17 protein-coding genes are annotated in these 15274 nt (G+C 71.2%); 10 read left to right on the top strand and 7 right to left on the bottom strand.

Annotated elements, in window-relative coordinates; genetic code table 11:
* Window positions 1-4: 4 nt before the first annotated feature.
* Together ACFWU3_RS17515 and ctaD are read right to left on the bottom strand one after the other, a co-directional pair.
* Window positions 5-376 (bottom strand): hypothetical protein, encoded by a 372-nt coding sequence (locus ACFWU3_RS17515; protein ID WP_384437701.1) that lies wholly within the window; start codon window positions 374-376, stop codon window positions 5-7.
* Window positions 373-2121, bottom strand: coding sequence for a cytochrome c oxidase subunit I (gene ctaD / locus ACFWU3_RS17510; protein WP_384437792.1), 1749 nt, complete (start codon window positions 2119-2121; stop codon window positions 373-375). The genes ACFWU3_RS17515 and ctaD overlap by 4 nt, the downstream gene beginning before the upstream one ends.
* Before the next feature lie 475 nt (window positions 2122-2596).
* Between ctaD and ACFWU3_RS17505 the strand changes: the two genes are divergently transcribed.
* Together ACFWU3_RS17505 and ACFWU3_RS17500 are read left to right on the top strand one after the other, a co-directional pair.
* The gene (locus ACFWU3_RS17505; protein ID WP_384437698.1) at window positions 2597-3643 is read left to right on the top strand and encodes an alpha/beta fold hydrolase; all 1047 of its coding nucleotides are present in this window, start codon (window positions 2597-2599) and stop codon (window positions 3641-3643) included.
* A 123-nt stretch (window positions 3644-3766) separates the two neighbouring features.
* Window positions 3767-4222, top strand: a complete 456-nt coding sequence (locus tag ACFWU3_RS17500; protein ID WP_384437695.1) for a carboxymuconolactone decarboxylase family protein — start codon at window positions 3767-3769, stop codon at window positions 4220-4222.
* 69 nt (window positions 4223-4291) lie between these two features.
* On the opposite strand, the gene ACFWU3_RS17495 is transcribed toward ACFWU3_RS17500, so the two are convergent.
* Window positions 4292-5482 (bottom strand): MFS transporter, encoded by a 1191-nt coding sequence (locus ACFWU3_RS17495; RefSeq protein WP_384437692.1) that lies wholly within the window; start codon window positions 5480-5482, stop codon window positions 4292-4294.
* 56 nt (window positions 5483-5538) lie between these two features.
* On the opposite strand from ACFWU3_RS17495, the gene ACFWU3_RS17490 reads away from it, so the two are divergent.
* From ACFWU3_RS17490 to ACFWU3_RS17475, 4 genes are all read left to right on the top strand, one after another.
* Complete coding sequence (locus tag ACFWU3_RS17490) at window positions 5539-6111, top strand: CGNR zinc finger domain-containing protein (protein WP_384437689.1); 573 nt, start codon at window positions 5539-5541, stop codon at window positions 6109-6111.
* A gap of 80 nt (window positions 6112-6191) precedes the next feature.
* Window positions 6192-6545 carry a YciI family protein gene (locus tag ACFWU3_RS17485; protein ID WP_327685145.1) on the top strand — a complete coding sequence of 118 codons (354 nt, stop codon included), beginning with the start codon at window positions 6192-6194 and terminating at the stop codon, window positions 6543-6545.
* Window positions 6546-6582: 37 nt separating this feature from the next.
* Window positions 6583-7818, top strand: a complete 1236-nt coding sequence (locus tag ACFWU3_RS17480; RefSeq protein WP_384437686.1) for an RNA polymerase sigma factor — start codon at window positions 6583-6585, stop codon at window positions 7816-7818.
* An 85-nt stretch (window positions 7819-7903) separates the two neighbouring features.
* Window positions 7904-8311, top strand: coding sequence for a PPOX class F420-dependent oxidoreductase (locus ACFWU3_RS17475; protein ID WP_384437683.1), 408 nt, complete (start codon window positions 7904-7906; stop codon window positions 8309-8311).
* A 297-nt stretch (window positions 8312-8608) separates the two neighbouring features.
* Here the strand turns inward: ACFWU3_RS17475 and ACFWU3_RS17470 are convergent, their stop codons facing one another.
* Window positions 8609-9184, bottom strand: a complete 576-nt coding sequence (locus ACFWU3_RS17470) for a histidine phosphatase family protein (protein WP_384437680.1) — start codon at window positions 9182-9184, stop codon at window positions 8609-8611.
* A gap of 94 nt (window positions 9185-9278) precedes the next feature.
* Complete coding sequence (locus ACFWU3_RS17465; protein ID WP_384437677.1) at window positions 9279-10712, bottom strand: PLP-dependent aminotransferase family protein; 1434 nt, start codon at window positions 10710-10712, stop codon at window positions 9279-9281.
* On the opposite strand from ACFWU3_RS17465, the gene ACFWU3_RS17460 reads away from it, so the two are divergent.
* Both ACFWU3_RS17460 and ACFWU3_RS17455 read left to right on the top strand, forming a co-directional pair.
* Window positions 10711-11607 carry a DMT family transporter gene (locus tag ACFWU3_RS17460; RefSeq protein ID WP_384437675.1) on the top strand — a complete coding sequence of 299 codons (897 nt, stop codon included), beginning with the start codon at window positions 10711-10713 and terminating at the stop codon, window positions 11605-11607. The two genes, ACFWU3_RS17465 and ACFWU3_RS17460, sit on opposite strands and share 2 nt — an antisense overlap.
* An 83-nt stretch (window positions 11608-11690) precedes the next feature.
* Window positions 11691-11882, top strand: coding sequence for a DUF1918 domain-containing protein (locus ACFWU3_RS17455; RefSeq protein ID WP_313947369.1), 192 nt, complete (start codon window positions 11691-11693; stop codon window positions 11880-11882).
* A 39-nt stretch (window positions 11883-11921) separates the two neighbouring features.
* Here ACFWU3_RS17455 and ACFWU3_RS17450 read toward each other — a convergent pair whose 3' ends face one another.
* Entirely contained in the window at window positions 11922-13169 is a 1248-nt protein-coding gene (locus ACFWU3_RS17450) for a glycoside hydrolase family 10 protein (protein ID WP_384437671.1), read from the bottom strand.
* A 171-nt stretch (window positions 13170-13340) separates the two neighbouring features.
* On the opposite strand from ACFWU3_RS17450, the gene ACFWU3_RS17445 reads away from it, so the two are divergent.
* Window positions 13341-14201: a 3-hydroxybutyryl-CoA dehydrogenase gene (locus ACFWU3_RS17445; protein WP_384437668.1), complete on the top strand. Its 861-nt coding sequence runs from the start codon at window positions 13341-13343 to the stop codon at window positions 14199-14201.
* Window positions 14202-14332: 131 nt separating this feature from the next.
* On the top strand, window positions 14333-14587 hold the full coding sequence (locus ACFWU3_RS17440; RefSeq protein ID WP_384437665.1) for a hypothetical protein: 255 nt from the start codon (window positions 14333-14335) through the stop codon (window positions 14585-14587).
* A 135-nt stretch (window positions 14588-14722) separates the two neighbouring features.
* Here ACFWU3_RS17440 and ACFWU3_RS17435 read toward each other — a convergent pair whose 3' ends face one another.
* A complete protein-coding gene (locus ACFWU3_RS17435; RefSeq protein WP_384437661.1) occupies window positions 14723-15253 on the bottom strand; it encodes an NUDIX hydrolase in 531 nt (176 codons plus the stop codon).
* Window positions 15254-15274 lie beyond the last annotated feature (21 nt).

Below are 15274 nucleotides of genomic sequence, written 5' to 3'. Positions count from 1 at the left end.
CTCCTCAGCCACGGACGGTCAGCAGCACCACGCACAGCCACACGACCACCAGGCCGATGAGCGCGGCGACCACCCGGCACAGCAGACGCTGCCGCAGGGCGTCGTACCGCCCGCTGTACTCCGTGCGGAGCTCACCGGCGCGCGCCGTGATCGCTTCCAGCGCCTTCCGGGACACCGCGATGTGTTCCTCGGCGTACAGGCGCACGACCTCGTCGTACTGGGCGGTGGTCAGCCACGGCATACGTCCGGCGAACATCTCGGCCGACACCGCGGCTTCCCGCAGCCGGCTCTGGGCCAGGAGATAGCCCTCCACCTGCGAGATGCCGGCATCGATGTCGAGCGACGGCTGCTGCTGCCGCGACGGCCCGCCGGTCACGACCGGCCCTTGTCGTTCCCGTCGTCGTCTCCCAGCGGCGACGCCACGCCCTCCCCGGGCTCGATGACATCCCGGCGGCCCTCGGCGTGTGCGGGATCGAGACTGGCGACTTCGGGGTGGTGGAGGTCGAAGGCCGGGGATTCCGAGCGGATCCGCGGCAGGGTGATGAAGTTGTGCCGGGGCGGCGGGCAGGACGTGGCCCACTCCAGCGAGCGGCCGTAGCCCCACGGGTCGTCGACGTGGATCTTCCTGCCGTACTTGGCGGTCTTCCAGACGTTGTAGAGGAAGGGGAAGATCGACAGGCCCAGGACGAACGAGCTGATCGTGGAGAAGGTGTTCAGCCCGGTGAAGCCGTCGACGGCGAGGTAGTCCGCGTACCGCCGCGGCATCCCCTCCGCGCCCAGCCAGTGCTGCACCAGGAACGTGCCGTGGAAGCCGAGGAACAGCGTCCAGAAGGTCATCTTCCCGAGCCGCTCGTCCAGCATCTTGCCCGTGAACTTCGGCCACCAGAAGTGGAACCCGGCGAACATCGCGAACACCACGGTGCCGAACACGACGTAGTGGAAGTGCGCCACGACGAAGTACGAGTCGGAGACGTGGAAGTCCATCGGCGGCGAGGCCAGGATGACGCCCGTCAGACCACCGAACAGGAAGGTCACGAGAAACCCGATCGTCCACAGCATCGGCGTCTCGAAGGACAGTGAGCCCTTCCACATCGTGCCGATCCAGTTGAAGAACTTCACACCGGTCGGCACCGCGATCAGGAACGTCATGAACGAGAAGAACGGTAGGAGTACCCCGCCTGTCACGTACATGTGGTGCGCCCAGACCGTCACCGACAGACCGGCGATCGCGATCGTCGCACCGACGAGACCGATGTAGCCGAAGATCGGCTTGCGGCTGAAGACCGGAATGATCTCCGTCACGATGCCGAAGAACGGCAGGGCGATGATGTACACCTCTGGGTGGCCGAAGAACCAGAAGAGGTGTTGCCACAGCAGTGCTCCGCCGTTGGACGAATCGAAGACATGGGCGCCGAACTTGCGGTCCGCCTCCAGCGCGAAGAGCGCGGCGGCGAGAACCGGGAAGGCGAACAGCACGAGGACAGCGGTCAGCAGCACGTTCCAGGTGAAGATCGGCATCCGGAACATCGTCATGCCGGGTGCGCGCATACAGATGATCGTGGTGATGAAGTTGACCGCGCCGAGGATCGTGCCGAAGCCGGAGAAGGCCAGACCCATGATCCAGAGATCGGCGCCGATACCCGGCGAGCGGACCGCGTCCGACAGCGGGGAGTAGGCGAACCAGCCGAAGTCGGCGGCACCGTTCGGCGTGAGGAATCCGCCCACCGCGATCGACGAGCCGAAGAGATACAGCCAGTACGCGAACATGTTCAGCCGCGGGAACGCCACGTCGGGCGCGCCGATCTGCAACGGCATGATCCAGTTCGTGAAACCGGCGAACAGCGGCGTCGCGAACATCAGCAGCATGATCGTGCCGTGCATCGTGAACGCCTGGTTGAACTGCTCGTTCGACATGATCTGCGTGCCCGGCCGGGCCAGCTCGGCGCGCATGAAGAGCGCCAGCACCCCGCCGATCAGGAAGAACACGAACGACGTGGTCAGGTAGAGCGTGCCGATGGTCTTGTGGTCGGTGGTGGTCAGCCACGTCACGACCACTCTGCCGGGCTGCTTGCGCCGCAGCGGCAGTTCGTCCTCGTACGCGTCGTCGTCCTTGGACAGCACTTCGAGCTCAGGCCCGGACCCTGAAGCCACACGAACTCCCACTCAATCGGCAGCCTTCACCATGCACAGACCGCACCCCCTGAGCAGGCCGCAAATTTCCTCAAAGGCGCACGAAGCGCAATCTAGCGGGCTTACGTCCTGCCCACCTCCATGACATCGACGGGCCGGGCGGTGTCCGCGGCGGCGCGGTTCCCTTCCCACCGGGCCGCCAACCCCGCCGACTAGGCCCTGTTGCCCGCGCCGACCCGCTCGGGCACAGGCCCCCGCGCCCTGATGGGGGCCGTCAGAGACCACCCGATCGGCGGCACCCACAGGGCTGCCGACGGCGCCCCGCTACCCACGGGTGGCGGATGTGCCGAGGGCGTCACCCGGACGGGCGGCCCTCTTCACCCGCTTGCCTCGCGGGCCGCGCCGCGTCGGCCGTGCTCGGAAACGCTGATGGAACCCCAACCCGCCCCGCAGAAGAGGGAACAGCATGACCATGCCTTCCACCGCCGACCTCATACGCCGGCGCTTCACGCATGTCTCCGCGGCCGCACTGACCGTGGCGCTCTGCACCGTCGCGGTGCCGGCTTCCGCCGACTCGGGCCCCGCCGGGACGACGGGCGGTGACACGGGCGCGGGCGCCAAACCCACCGTGGTCCTGGTGCACGGCGCCTTCGCCGACGCCTCCGGCTGGAACGGGGTCATCGAACGTCTCCAGGCGGACGGCTACACCGTCCTCGCCCCGCCCAATCCCCTGCGCGGGCTCGCCGACGACTCCACCTACATCGCCAGTGTCCTGAAGAACATCAAGGGCCCGATCGTGCTCGCCGGCCACTCCTACGGCGGCGCGGTGATCAGCAGCGCGGCCGCCGGCAACCCGAACGTGAAGTCGCTGGTCTATGTCTCCGCCTTCATGCCGGACAAGGGCGAGGTCCTCGGACAGCTGGCCGCCAAGTTCCCGGGCAGCGAGCTCAATCCCGCGCTGAGTCCGACGCCGTTCGAGACGGCGAGCGGCAAGGGCACCGACCTGTACATCCAGCCCGCCAAGTTCCACGAGGTGTTCGCGGCCGATCTCCCGGCGAAGACCACCGCGGTGATGGCGGCGGCCCAACGCCCCATCGCCGCTTCGGCGTTCACGGACAAGGCCCCCGCCGCGGCCTGGCGGACCATTCCGTCGTGGGCCCTGGTCGCCAAGCAGGACAAGAGCATCGCCCCCGACCTGGAGCGGTTCGAGGCCGAACGCGCCGGTTCGCACACGGTCGAGATCGACTCCTCCCACGTGGCGATGATCTCCCACCCCGGTACGGTCGCCGACCTCATCCGTGACGCGGCCGGCTCCTCGGCGTCCGCCGCGTCGGCGTCGTCGTCCGACTCGGCCGGGAAGCCCGCGCTGGCCGACACGGGATCCCGCTCACTGGCTCTCGCGGGGCTCGGCGCCGTCGCCGCCGCCGCCGTGCTCACCGGCGCGGGGCTCGTACTGGTCACGCGCAAGAGGCGGGACACACCGTCCGACCCCGACGCGTCCACCGCGCGCTGACCTGCGGTTGCCTCCGCGCCCGCAGCCCGTTCTCCGACCACGGAAAGTTTCCTGCCCCGACCGGTCACATCAGTACGCCGGAATCCGTCAGTGCGGTGACGACACCTACTGAGGAGAACGACGATGCAGGCACGTATGAAGAACCCGGCCCAGGTCATCCCCTCCGCGATGCCCGCGATGCTCGATCTGCTCGGCGCCGCCAGGCAGGGCGGCGTTCCGCAGACCACGCTCGACCTCGTCCACCAGCGGGCCAGCCAGATCAACGGGTGCAGCTACTGCGTGGTCGGCGGTGCGGCGAGTGCCAGGAAGAACGGCGAGACCGACGAGCGGCTGCATGCCGTGGCGGCCTGGCGGGAGGCGCCGTTCTTCAGCGACGACGAGCGGGCGGCGCTGGCTCTGACCGAGGCCGTGACGCGGATCAGCGACACGTCCGACGCGGTGCCGGACGCGATCTGGGACGCGGCCGCCGACCACTTCGACGAGAAGCAGCTCGCGTCGATCATCCTCATGATCGGTGTGACCAATCTCTTCAACCGGCTCAATGTGACGACTCGTCAGCCCGCGGGAGCCACCTGGTAGTCGGCGGCCGCGGGGCCCGGTCCGTGCCGGAGGGCAGGGACCGGGCCCGCCCGGCAGCAGACCTGGCCGTCAGGGACGGACGGGTATGCGAGCCGCGCCGGGCCACCCGGCAAAGGCGGCCCCCGCGAGGAGCTGGACGCCCGCCGCCGCGAGCAGCGCACCGGTGAGCGACCGGGTGGCGAGGGGCCCCGCAAGCGCCGCCCCGACGGCGAAGCCGGAGAGCTTGAGGCTCGCCCCCGTGGTGAAGATCTGTCCGCGCAGCCGCTCGGGTGCCTCGCGGTGACGTATCGCGAACAGGGCGGTCAGCTGGGGGCCTTCGCCGATGCCTGCCAGGGCGACAGCGGCCACGACGCATGCGGGACGGCATGTCGCCGCAAGCACCAGGGCGACGGCCAGGACCACGGTGCTCCCGACAAGGACCGTGTCGGCTCGCAGCCGATCGGGCCTGCGGGCGAGCAGCGCGTTCGCCGCGAGAGCCGAGAAGGCGAGACCCGACAGCAGGAACGCCCCCTGGCCGGCCCCGCCGAATGCCCGCTCCCCGAGCAGCGGGGCGCAGGCCACCAGCATCCCCGCGCCCGCGCAGGACATCACCGAGGTCGCCGTGGCTCGCGCCAGCGGCCGGCTGCGGGCGATCACCCGGAAACCGGCGGCGAGGTCGGCGGCCAGGTCGGTGGTGGTCGTCGGTGCGCGGTCCGGGCGACGGCCTGCGGGCAGGACGAGGGCCGCGGGCAGCGCCAGACAGATCAGTACGGCGGACGCCACCACTCCGGGACGTGCACCGGCCGCGTGGGCCACCGCACCGGCCAGGGCAGGCCCGAGCAGGCCCGCGGCGTCGAAGGTCATCGCGTCGAGTGCGTTCGCCCGGGGCAGGCCGTCCCCGGCGACGACGCGCGGCAGTTGAGAGGTCCAGCCGCCGCCGAGTGCGGGGCCCAGCAGCCCGGCGCCGGCCGCGATCAGCACGGTCAGGGCGATGGGCAGCGTGCCGAGGCACAGCCCGATGACCGCGAGGGCCGTGGCGTACCCGGCGAGAGCCGCCGCCAACAGGCGGCCGGGGCGGGCGGATCTGTCCAGCAGCACGCCGAGCACCGGGCCGCCCACCGCGGCCGCGATGGTGATGCCCGCCAACAGCGACGCGGCCGACGCCGCCGATCCCGTGACCGCGAGACCGGCGAGCAGCAGAGCGGGGCCGGACATCTCGTCGCCGGTGCGGGCCGCCGCCGCTCCCGCCGCGTACGTCCACAGTGCGTAACGCTTTCGCATGTGCCGGACGTTACGCAGGTAACTCAATCCTGCGCCAGGTGCGTTACATTTGAGGGGTGGAGCCATCGAACAGCGACTGGTCGGCCCGGCATTCGGTGCAGGCCGTCGCCCTGCGGACCGCTGCCCTCGTCAACGCCCTGTCGCACGAGGGGGTTTCACCACAGTCCGTGTCCGCGGTGCTGCGCGCGCACGGCGAGGGTGACGCGGTGGAGCTCTCCGAGAGCGATGTCACGGAGATGCGCATGGCCGCCCTTCAGGTGCGAGAGGTCTTCGCCGCCGGCGGGACCGACGAGGCCGCGGCCCGCCTCAACCGTCTGCTCTCCCTGAGCACCGGGGCGCCGCGTCTCACCTCGCACGGCGGCCGCTCCCCCTGGCATCCGCATCTGGACCGCGACGACGACGGCCCCTGGGGCGAGTGGCTGCTGGCGTCGTCCTGTCTCGCCCTGACCGTCCTCGTCTGGGACCGGCAGCGTCCGCCCGGCGGTGTGTGCGACTCCCCCACCTGCGGCAACGTCTTCCTCACCCAGGGAAGCGGCCCGGCACGCCGCTACTGCTCGCGGCGGTGCGCGACCCGTGAACGGGTGGCCGCCCACCGTCGGGCGAAAAAGATCCCGGATCCGGCGGGGTGAGCTGTCGAAACGGCGGAAGGCCGTTCGTGTAGAGGGTGAGAGGCGGGCGGCCGGCCCGTCGCACACCGAGGAGAGACACCATGAAGCAGTACCTGCTCAGCATCTACCAGCCCGACGGTGAGCCGCCCGGCCCCGAGATCCTGGAACCGATCATGCGGGACCTCGAAGCCGTCAACGCGGAGATCAGGGAAGCCGGGGCGTGGGTCTTCTCCGGTGGTCTGTACCCGCCGAGCACCGCCACGGTGGTACGGCTGAAGGACGACGACCTGCTCATGACGGACGGACCGTACGTCGAGGGCAAGGAGCACATCGGCGGGTTCACGGTCATCCAGGCCCCCGATCTCGACGCCGCCCTGGAGTGGGGCCGCAAGCTCGCCCGCGCGATCACGCTTCCCATCGAGGTCCGTCCGCTCCAGCACGGAAGCTGTGCCTAGTGCCTCGGCAGGGCGGAGTTCAGCGGGAGCGACACTCGTGACCTCCCGCGGACCCGCGGCGACCGTGGCGGTGATCGAGCACCACTTCCGCGAGGAGTACGGGCGCGCGGTCGCCGTCCTGGCCCGGGTCTTCGGCGACATCGACATCGCCGAGGAGGCGGTCCAGGACGCGTTCGCCACCGCGGCGCAGCGCTGGCCGACCGCGGGGCTGCCGCCGAGTCCGGCCGGGTGGATCATCACGACGGCCCGCAACCGCGCGATCGACCGGCTGCGCCGGGAGTCCCAGCGCCAGGACCGGCACGCCCAGGCGGCCCTGCTGCACGCCCATGACGTACCGGCCGAGGAGGGTCCCGTGCGCGACGACCGGCTGCGCCTGATCTTCACCTGCTGCCACCCGGCGCTCGCGCCGGCGTCCCGGGTCGCGCTGACGCTGCGGCTGCTCGGCGGACTGACCACGGCCGAGATCGCCTCGGCGTTCCTCGTCACCGAACCGGCCATGGCACAGCGCCTGGTGCGCGCCAAGGGCAAGATCCGGGACGCGGGCATTCCCTACCGTGTGCCGCGCGACGCCGACCTGCCGGAACGGCTGAGGGCCGTCCTGGCGGTCGTGTACCTCGTCTTCAACGAGGGATACACGGCCAGTTCGGGCGAACAACTGGTCCGCGAGGACCTGTGCGCCGAGGCGATCCGGCTGGGCCGGCTGCTGGCGGAGCTGATGCCGGACGAGCCCGAGGTCAAGGGACTGCTCGCGCTGATGCTGCTCATCGAGTCCCGCCGCCCGGCACGGACGTCCCCGGCCGGGGATCTCGTGCGGCTGGCCGACCAGGACCGGGAGAGCTGGGACCGCGCCCTGATCGACGAGGGCCAGGGGCTCGTACGCCAGTGTCTGCGGCGGGACCGGCCGGGGCCGTATCAGATCCAGGCCGCGATCCAGGCGGTGCACAGCGACGCCCCCGTCCCGGCCGCCACCGAGTGGCGGCAGATCGTGCTGCTCTACGACCAGTTGCTCGCCCTGGCCCCCAACCCGGTGGTCTCCCTCAACCGCGCGGTCGCGGTGGCCGAGGTCGAGGGGCCGGAGACGGCACTGGCCCTCGTCGACGCCGTGGATCTGGACAGCCATCGGCTCCACCACGCGATCCGCGCCGATCTGCTGCACCGGCTGGGCCGCGACGACGAGGCCCGGGCGGCATACGAGAAGGCCATCGCCCGTACGGAGAACGCGAGGGAACGCGCGCTGCTGGAACGCAATCTCCGGGCGGTGTCGGGCGGTTGAGGTCCTGAGCGCGGCTGGGCGTGTGCGTCGGGTTCGCCGCGGCCGGGTCTTCGCCGCCGCGCCCGTGATCAGTAGGCTCACGATCATGTCCGCTTCCCTGAGCGCAAGCGCCCGCGCGATTCTCGACGCCCCCAACCCCGCGGTGCTCGCCACCGTCCAGCCCGACGGCAGCCCGCAGACCTCGGTCGTCTGGGTCGCCAGGGACGGTGACGACCTGGTCGTCTCCTCCCAGGCCGGCCGCGTCAAGGACCGGAACATCGCGGCCGATCCGCGGGTCAGCCTGACTGTCTACGACCGCGAGGACCCGCTGCGGTACCTGGAAGTTCGCGGTACCGCCACGATCACCGAGGACACCGGCCGCCGGCTGGCCGCCCTCCTGGCGGAGGCGTACGAGGGAAAGGGCGCCGGCGAGGAGTACCTGGAGCTGCCGCCGGAGGTCGTACGCATCGAAATCCGGATCACACCGCAGCGCGTGGTGGGCACGGCGGCCTAGAACGACCGGGCCCGGACGGCTTGGGGCCGGTTGGCCCGGGCCACTCGGGTCCGGGCGGCTGTCCTGCGCGACGCGGGTCCGAGCGACCCTCCTGCGCGACTCGGGTCCGAGCGGCTGTCCCGCGCGACTCGGGTCCGGGCGACCGGAGCTGGGCGGCCCGTCGTGGCGCGGCCTGTCCTGCTCGGCCCGTCGCGCGCGGCTCGAACCTGGGTGCCCGGAGCCTGCGGGCTGGGTCCTGGGCGACGTGCCCTGCGGCCTGTTCTGCGCTTCCCCAGATCGCCGATCCGCGCCCGGGGCTCAAGCCGCCGTCTGGAGGCGCAGACTCCAACGGCCCGCGGTGCCCGCCAGGGTGACCGTCGACAGCGAGCGCACCTCCACGTTCCAGTACGACGTCGGCGGCGCCTGGAGGGCGTAGACCAGGGCCGCCCGGACCACCGACGGTTCGGCGACGGCGACGATCGTGCCACCGTCCTCGGCCGGGCGGGTGTCCAGCCAACCCCCTATCCGCGAGATGAAGGCGAGCAGCGACTCACCGCCGTGCGGCGCGGAGCGCGGATCGCCGAGCCACGCGTCCACGGCGCCCGGATCCACTGCGGTCACCTCCGCGAGGGTGTATCCGCGCCAGCGGCCCATGTCGCAGTCGCGCAGGGCGGGCTGCGCCATGGGCGCGAAGCCGAGCGCCTGCGCCGTCGCACGGCTGCGGACCGTCGGCGAGCAGTACCGCAGCTCGGAGGCGTTGAGCTGCACCAGGGCATGCGCGGCGAGCTGCACCTCGTGCCAGCCGGCCTCGTCGAGCGGCCGGTCGTCGTCGAAGCGCTCGGCGAGCAGGGCGGAGCTGCGGGCGGCAGCCACCAGCGTGATCCGAACACTCATGGCGAGATGGTGAGTGGGAAAGCCGCGCAGGTCAAGGGGGGAAATGGACAGCCGCCCACCGGCCCCAAGCCTTTACCCACAGCATGAGAAAAGGTCAGGTCAGCTCGTCGCAGGCGCTGCGCAGCCGGCGTACTCCCTCGGCGATCTCCGACGTTCCGGCCACCCCGGCGAAGCTCAACCGGACGTACCCGGCCGGGGGTTCGGCACAGAAGTAGGGGCGGCCGGGGGCGAGTGCGACGCCCGCGCGGAGGGCCGCGGAGAGCAGCGCGGACTCGTCGGATCCGTCCGGCAGCCGCAACCAGAGGTGGTACCCGCCGGCGGGGATGTGCGGCAGGGACCATGCGGGCAGTCCGGCCCGCAGGGCCACCGCCATCGCCTCGCGGCGTGCCGTCAACTCGGTGGCCACCGTGCGCAGATGACGACTCCAGGCCGGTGCCCCGACCAGTTCGAGGGCCGCCTCCTGGAGCGGGCGGGGCACGAAGAAGGTGTCGACGACGTGAATGGCCCGCAGGCGTTCCGACACGGGCCCGCGTGCCGCCAGCATGCCCACGCGCAGACTGGCCGAGGTCACCTTGGTCAGTGAGCTGACGTGGACGACGACACCGTCGTGGTCGTCGGCCGCGAGCGGGCTCGGCAGCGGACCGGCGTCGTCGTGGGCCATGCGGCGGGCGAAGTCGTCCTCGACGACGAAGGCTCCGGCCTCGCGCGCGATGCGCAGGACCTCGGGGCGGCGCTCGGCGGACAGCACGGCACCGGTCGGGTTCTGGAAGAGCGGCTGGCAGATGAAGAGGCGGGCGCCGGTGGCCCGGAACGCGGCGGCGAGCAGGTCCGGGCGCACGCCCTGGGCGTCCACGGGCACGGGTACCGGCCGCAGCCCGGCCGCGCGCGCGATGGCCAGCATGCCCGGATAGGTGGGCGATTCGACGAGGACGGGGGCTCCGGGCGGCGCGAGCGCCCGCAGGGCGGTGGTCAGCGCGGACTGTCCGCCCGCGGTGATCAGGACGTCCGCGGCCCCGATGCTGCCGCCGAGACCGCGGGCGAACCATTCGCGCAGCTCGGGCAGCCCGTCGGCGGGCGGCCGGCTCCAGACGCCCGGGCGGCGCCCCGCGCGGGCCAGCGCCGCGGCCATCGCCCGCTCCGGCTGGAGCGACGGATGCAGATAGCCCCCGTTGAACTCGACGACCCCCGGCGGCGGTGCGGCGAGGGTGGCGAGGACCCCGGAGGCGTCGACGGTACGGGGCACGAGTTCGGTCGCGGAGTCGGCGCTGAGGGTGACCTCCTGCCAGGACGTGTCCCCGGGGGCGGGCGCGGGCGTACGCGGCTCTGCCCTGAAGGCGCCCGCGCCGGGGCGGGTGACGACCAGCCCTTCCGCCGCGAGCTGGGCGAGGGCGCGGGAGACGGTGACCGGGGAGACCCGGAAGCGCTCGACGAGTGCCCGGCTCGACGGCAGCTTCCCACCCGGCGAGTAGCGGTCGAGTTCCCGCTTCAGGGCATTCGCCAGGTCAGCCACACTGCTACGCTCTTGCATGACAGCACAGGATAGCGCTACTCGCTCGATGCCGATAGCGGTCGGTAACGGAACCCTCCTCGCCGCGCTGGGCGTCGTCGCCTTCTCCCTCACCTTTCCGTCCACGGTCTGGGGCCTCGAATCGTTCGGCCCCTGGTCACTGGTCGGGTTGCGCAGCGCGCTCGCCGCACTGATCGCGGGAGCCTTTCTGCTGGCGCTGCGCGTACCGCTTCCCGAGCGTCGCCACTGGGGCCCGCTGGCCGTCGTCGCCGGGGGTGTGGTCGTGGGCTTCCCGCTGCTGACCACGCTGGCCCTGCAGACCTCCACCACGTCCCACGCGGCCGTCGTGGTGGGCCTGCTGCCGCTCACCACCGCCGCCTTCGCCGCGGTCCGCACCGGGCGCCGCCCCTCCCGCACCTTCTGGCTGGCCGCTCTGGCCGGAGCGGCCGTGGTGATCGCGTTCACCGTGCAGCAGAGCGGTGGAGCGCTGCACACCGGCGATCTGTATCTGTTCGGCGCCCTGCTGGTCTGCGCCGCCGGATACACGGAGGGCGGCGGGCTCGCCCGGCAGATGCCCGGCTGGCAGGTGATCGGCTGGGCCCTGGTGTTCTGTCTGCCCCTGGCGCTGGCGGGCTCGGCCGTCGCGCTCGCCCACGAGCCGGTGCGGATGACGGCCCACGGGGTGATCGGTCTGCTGTGGGTCGCCGCCGGTTCGACCTTCTTCGGCCTGTACGTCTGGTACCGGGGCATGGCGTCGATCGGCATCGCCAAGGCGAGCCAGATCCAGCTGGCGCAGCCGCTGCTCACCCTCGTCTGGTCGGTGGGCCTGCTGGGTGAGGAGATCTCCCCCGCGGCCCCCGTGGCCGCGGTCGCCGTCCTCGTCTGCATCGCCGTGACCCAGCGCGCCCGCAGCTGAGGCGGGCCGGCAGCTGAGGGTGCAACTCCGGGCCCCGGCCGTAAACTCGAACCAGAGACCACCCCTGCGAGGAGGTCACCACGATGCATGCCAACGTAGGCGACAAGCTGCTCGTGCACGGCAGGACCGTGGGACAGCACGACCGGACCGCCGAAGTCGTCGAGGTGCTGGGGCAGAAGGGCACACCCCCCTACCGCGTCCGCTACGACGACGGTCACGAGGCGCTCATGTCCCCGGGCCCCGACACCGTCGTCAAGCCGGACGAGCACGCCTGACGGGCCGCCGCCCGAACAGCCCGCCTGACCGGCCGCCGCTCAGCGCGGCGGCAGCACCCTGGTCGGATAGTGGTCGGCCACGACCCTGGCCATCGCCCCGATCCGATCCGTCATGACCTCCTTGGCCGAGAAGAAGCAGTGGCCGCGGACTCCGTTGTACGTCTTCGCCAGCGTGAGGTGGCGCGAGAGTTCGGCGGGGTCCTGCCACGGCGCGGGCTGGGCCGGGTCACCCGCCTTGTAGAGGGCCTCCCCGATCACGAGGTCGACGCCGGTGCCCTGGACGACGTCGTTCCACCAGGGCAGCAGCTTCGCGTAGTCGGCGGCGGCGAAACCGATGTTCCAGTAGACCTGCGGGGAGATGTAGTCGATCCAGCCCTCCTTCACCCAGCGGCGGGTGTCGGCGTGGAGGTCGTCGTAGGTCTGCACTCCCGCGCGCGTGTCCGAACCCAGCGGGTCGGTGGCGCTGTTGCGCCACACCGCGAAGGGGCTGATGCCGAAACCGACGCCGGGCCGCGTCTCCTTGATCCGCGCTGACATCTCCCTGACGAGCCGGTCGATGTTGTCGCGCCGCCAGGCGGCCTTGTCCGGGAAGCCCGCCCCGTACCGGGCGTAGGTCGCATCGTCGTCGAAGACCTGGTCGGCGACCGGATACGGATAGAAGTAGTCGTCGAAGTGGACGGCGTCGACGGCGTAGCGCTTCACGGCGTCGGCCATCGCGTCCTGGACGAAGGCGCGGACCTCGGGGATGCCGGGGTTGTAGTACAGCTTCCCGCCGTAGGGCAGGACCCAGTCCGGGTGGACGCGGGCCGGGTGGCCGGCGACCAGCCGGGACGGATCGGTGTGGACCGCGACACGGTAGGGGTTGAACCAGGCGTGCAGTTCGAGTCCGCGGGCGTGGGCCTCGCGCACGGCGGTGCCGAGCGGGTCCCAGCCGGGATCCTTGCCCTGGACACCGGTGAGGTAGACCGACCAGGGCTCGTACGGCGAGGGCCACAGGGCGTCCGCGCTCGGCCGGACCTGGAGGACGACGGTGTTGAGTCTGCGGGCGACCGCGGTGTCGAGATGGGCGAGAAGTTCGTCACGCTGCCGGCTCGCCGTGAGGCCCGGACGTGAAGGCCAGTCACGGTTGGTGACGGTCGCCAGCCACGTGCCGCGGAACTCCGGCTCGGCGAGGGGCCGAGGGCGCCCCGGCCGCGGCGGAAAGGCTGCCGCGTCGCCCGCCGTCGCCATCGCGGCGAGCACGCTCACGGCCGTCGTCACGAAACCTCTTCTACCGATACGCCCCATTTGTCGCCCTCGGTGTCGTCGTCGCCGGTGGTCGTTTCCGCACAGCATGCCCGCCCCTGACGGTCACGCACCTCCGCATCCGGAGTAACGTCGGGGCGTCGAGGCGGGCACCGGAACCACGCGGAGGCTCCGCCGCACTGATTCAGCGAAAGGCACGAGGTGACGGACTCAATGGCCGACATTGCACGCGTCGGAGTGGTGGGCTGTGGCCAGATGGGCGCAGGCATCGCGGAGGTGTGCGCCCGCAGTGGGCTCGAGGTGAAGGTCGCCGAGACCACGGGCGAGGCCCTGGAGATCGGTCGTACCCGGCTGTACAACTCGCTGTCGAAGGCCGCCGAACGCGGCAAGATCAGCGAGGAGGAGCGCGACGCCGCGCTGGAGCGCCTGAGCTTCACCACCGACCTCGGGGAGTTCGCCGACCGCGACCTCGTCATCGAGGCCGTCGTGGAGAACGAGCAGGTCAAGACCGAGATCTTCCAGATCCTCGACCAGGTCGTGACCCGCCAGGACGCGATTCTCGCCTCCAACACCTCCTCGATTCCGCTGGTCAAGCTGGCCGTCGCCACCTCGCGGCCCGACCAGGTCATCGGCATCCACTTCTTCAACCCGGCGCCGGTCCAGAAGCTGGTCGAGCTGATCCCCGCGCTCACCACCTCCGAGGAGACCATCAAGCGCTCCGAGGCCGTGGTCCAGCAGGTGCTCGACAAGCACGCCATCCGGGCCCAGGACCGCTCGGGCTTCGTGGTGAACGCGCTGCTCATCCCCTATCTGCTCTCCGCCATCCGGATGTTCGAGTCGGGCATCGCCAGCCGCGAGGACATCGACAACGGCATGGAGCTGGGCTGCGCCCACCCGATGGGTCCGTTGAAGCTCTCCGACCTGATCGGCCTGGACACCGTCGCGTCCGTCGCCGACTCGATGTACGCCGAGTTCAAGGAGCCCCTGTACGCGGCACCGCCGCTGTTGCAGCGGATGGTGGACGCGGGACGCCTCGGCCGTAAGACGGGCTCCGGCTTCTACCCGTACTCCTGATTCACACGGAGTGTGAGGGGCGTGCTCGCATATGCCGTGCGCACACGCTCCCGCCCCGTGACCACGGAGAGTTGACTCGGTTCCGCTCAGCCAAGGGTTCGCCGTACACCTTTCTGCAGAGGAGCCGATCCGTGACAACCGACCCTGATCACTTAGTGGTCGAGGAGTTCGCCGAACTGCGCCGCAGCCTCGATGTCGGCCTCGCCCGGATCGACGGGCATCTGGCGCTGCTCGCGCAGCGCAACGACCAGATCGACCGGGAGCTGACCGATCTGGCCGCGCGCGTCGGGGCGTTGGAACATGCCAGGTGGCCGTTGCCGGCCGTGGCCGCGCTGACGGCGCTCGGGGCGCTGGCGGTGGCGGTCTGGCAGGCGCTGGCGCACTAGTGCCGCGACAGGGCAGAGCCTGCCGGGAGCGGCACCAGCATGCGCGAGAGCGGGGGGTCGGCGGAGGTCGGCCCTCCCAGCTCTCGCCGAGCCCGTCCGGGCCGGTCGGGCGAGTACGGTGCGGCTCCGGAAACGTCAGCCCAGCCGCAGATGGTGGAGCATCAGCAGCCCGGCCGCCATGTTGGCTGCCGGGACCTCACCGCGGGCGATCATGTCGGGCACGAGCTTCAGCGGGACCCACTCGCGCCTGGAGGACTCGAAGTCGTCCTCGGGGTGACCGGTGTACGTCGCTTCCTCGGCCCAGTAGAGATGGTGCCGGGCGTCGGTGAGGCCGTTCGACGGTTCCACGGTCATGAGGTGCTGGAGGGCGCCGGGACGCCACCCGGTCTCCTCCTCCATCTCGCGGGCCGCCGCTGTCTCGACGTCCTCGCCGTCCTCGACGACCCCCGCGGCGAGTTCCCAGCCCCAGGTGTCGGTGATGAAGCGGTGCCGCCAGAGCATCAGCACCTCATTGGCCGCGTTGACCGCCGTCGCCACGGCGACCGGCCTCAGCCGTATCAGGAAGTGATCGAGATGCCGGCCGTCGGGGAGAACGACGTCGGCCAGGTTGACCCTGAACCAACGGTTCTCATACACAGTTTGTTCGCTTAAGTTCGTCCACTGCACTTTTCTGCCACCTTCCGACAA

The sequence above is a fragment of the Streptomyces sp. NPDC058685 genome, from assembly GCF_042714725.1.
GTDB lineage: Bacteria > Actinomycetota > Actinomycetes > Streptomycetales > Streptomycetaceae > Streptomyces.
Note: the sequence above shows the minus strand (reverse complement) of the source record. Positions and strands in the feature narration are given on the sequence as shown.

Excerpts from the sequence above, each read along its gene's own strand:
- ACFWU3_RS17445 (WP_384437668.1), top strand. The coding sequence starts at position 13,341 with ATGGCCGACATTGCACGCGTCGGAGTGGTGGGCTGTGGCCAGATGGGC.
- ACFWU3_RS17460 (WP_384437675.1), top strand. The coding sequence starts at position 10,711 with ATGACAGCACAGGATAGCGCTACTCGCTCGATGCCGATAGCGGTCGGT.
- ACFWU3_RS17475 (WP_384437683.1), top strand. The coding sequence starts at position 7,904 with ATGTCCGCTTCCCTGAGCGCAAGCGCCCGCGCGATTCTCGACGCCCCC.
- ACFWU3_RS17485 (WP_327685145.1), top strand. The coding sequence starts at position 6,192 with ATGAAGCAGTACCTGCTCAGCATCTACCAGCCCGACGGTGAGCCGCCC.
- ACFWU3_RS17505 (WP_384437698.1), top strand. The coding sequence starts at position 2,597 with ATGACCATGCCTTCCACCGCCGACCTCATACGCCGGCGCTTCACGCAT.
- ACFWU3_RS17455 (WP_313947369.1), top strand. The coding sequence starts at position 11,691 with ATGCATGCCAACGTAGGCGACAAGCTGCTCGTGCACGGCAGGACCGTG.
- ACFWU3_RS17500 (WP_384437695.1), top strand. The coding sequence starts at position 3,767 with ATGCAGGCACGTATGAAGAACCCGGCCCAGGTCATCCCCTCCGCGATG.
- ACFWU3_RS17450 (WP_384437671.1), bottom strand. The coding sequence starts at position 13,169 with ATGGGGCGTATCGGTAGAAGAGGTTTCGTGACGACGGCCGTGAGCGTG.
- ACFWU3_RS17495 (WP_384437692.1), bottom strand. The coding sequence starts at position 5,482 with ATGCGAAAGCGTTACGCACTGTGGACGTACGCGGCGGGAGCGGCGGCG.
- ACFWU3_RS17465 (WP_384437677.1), bottom strand. The coding sequence starts at position 10,712 with ATGCAAGAGCGTAGCAGTGTGGCTGACCTGGCGAATGCCCTGAAGCGG.
- ACFWU3_RS17470 (WP_384437680.1), bottom strand. The coding sequence starts at position 9,184 with ATGAGTGTTCGGATCACGCTGGTGGCTGCCGCCCGCAGCTCCGCCCTG.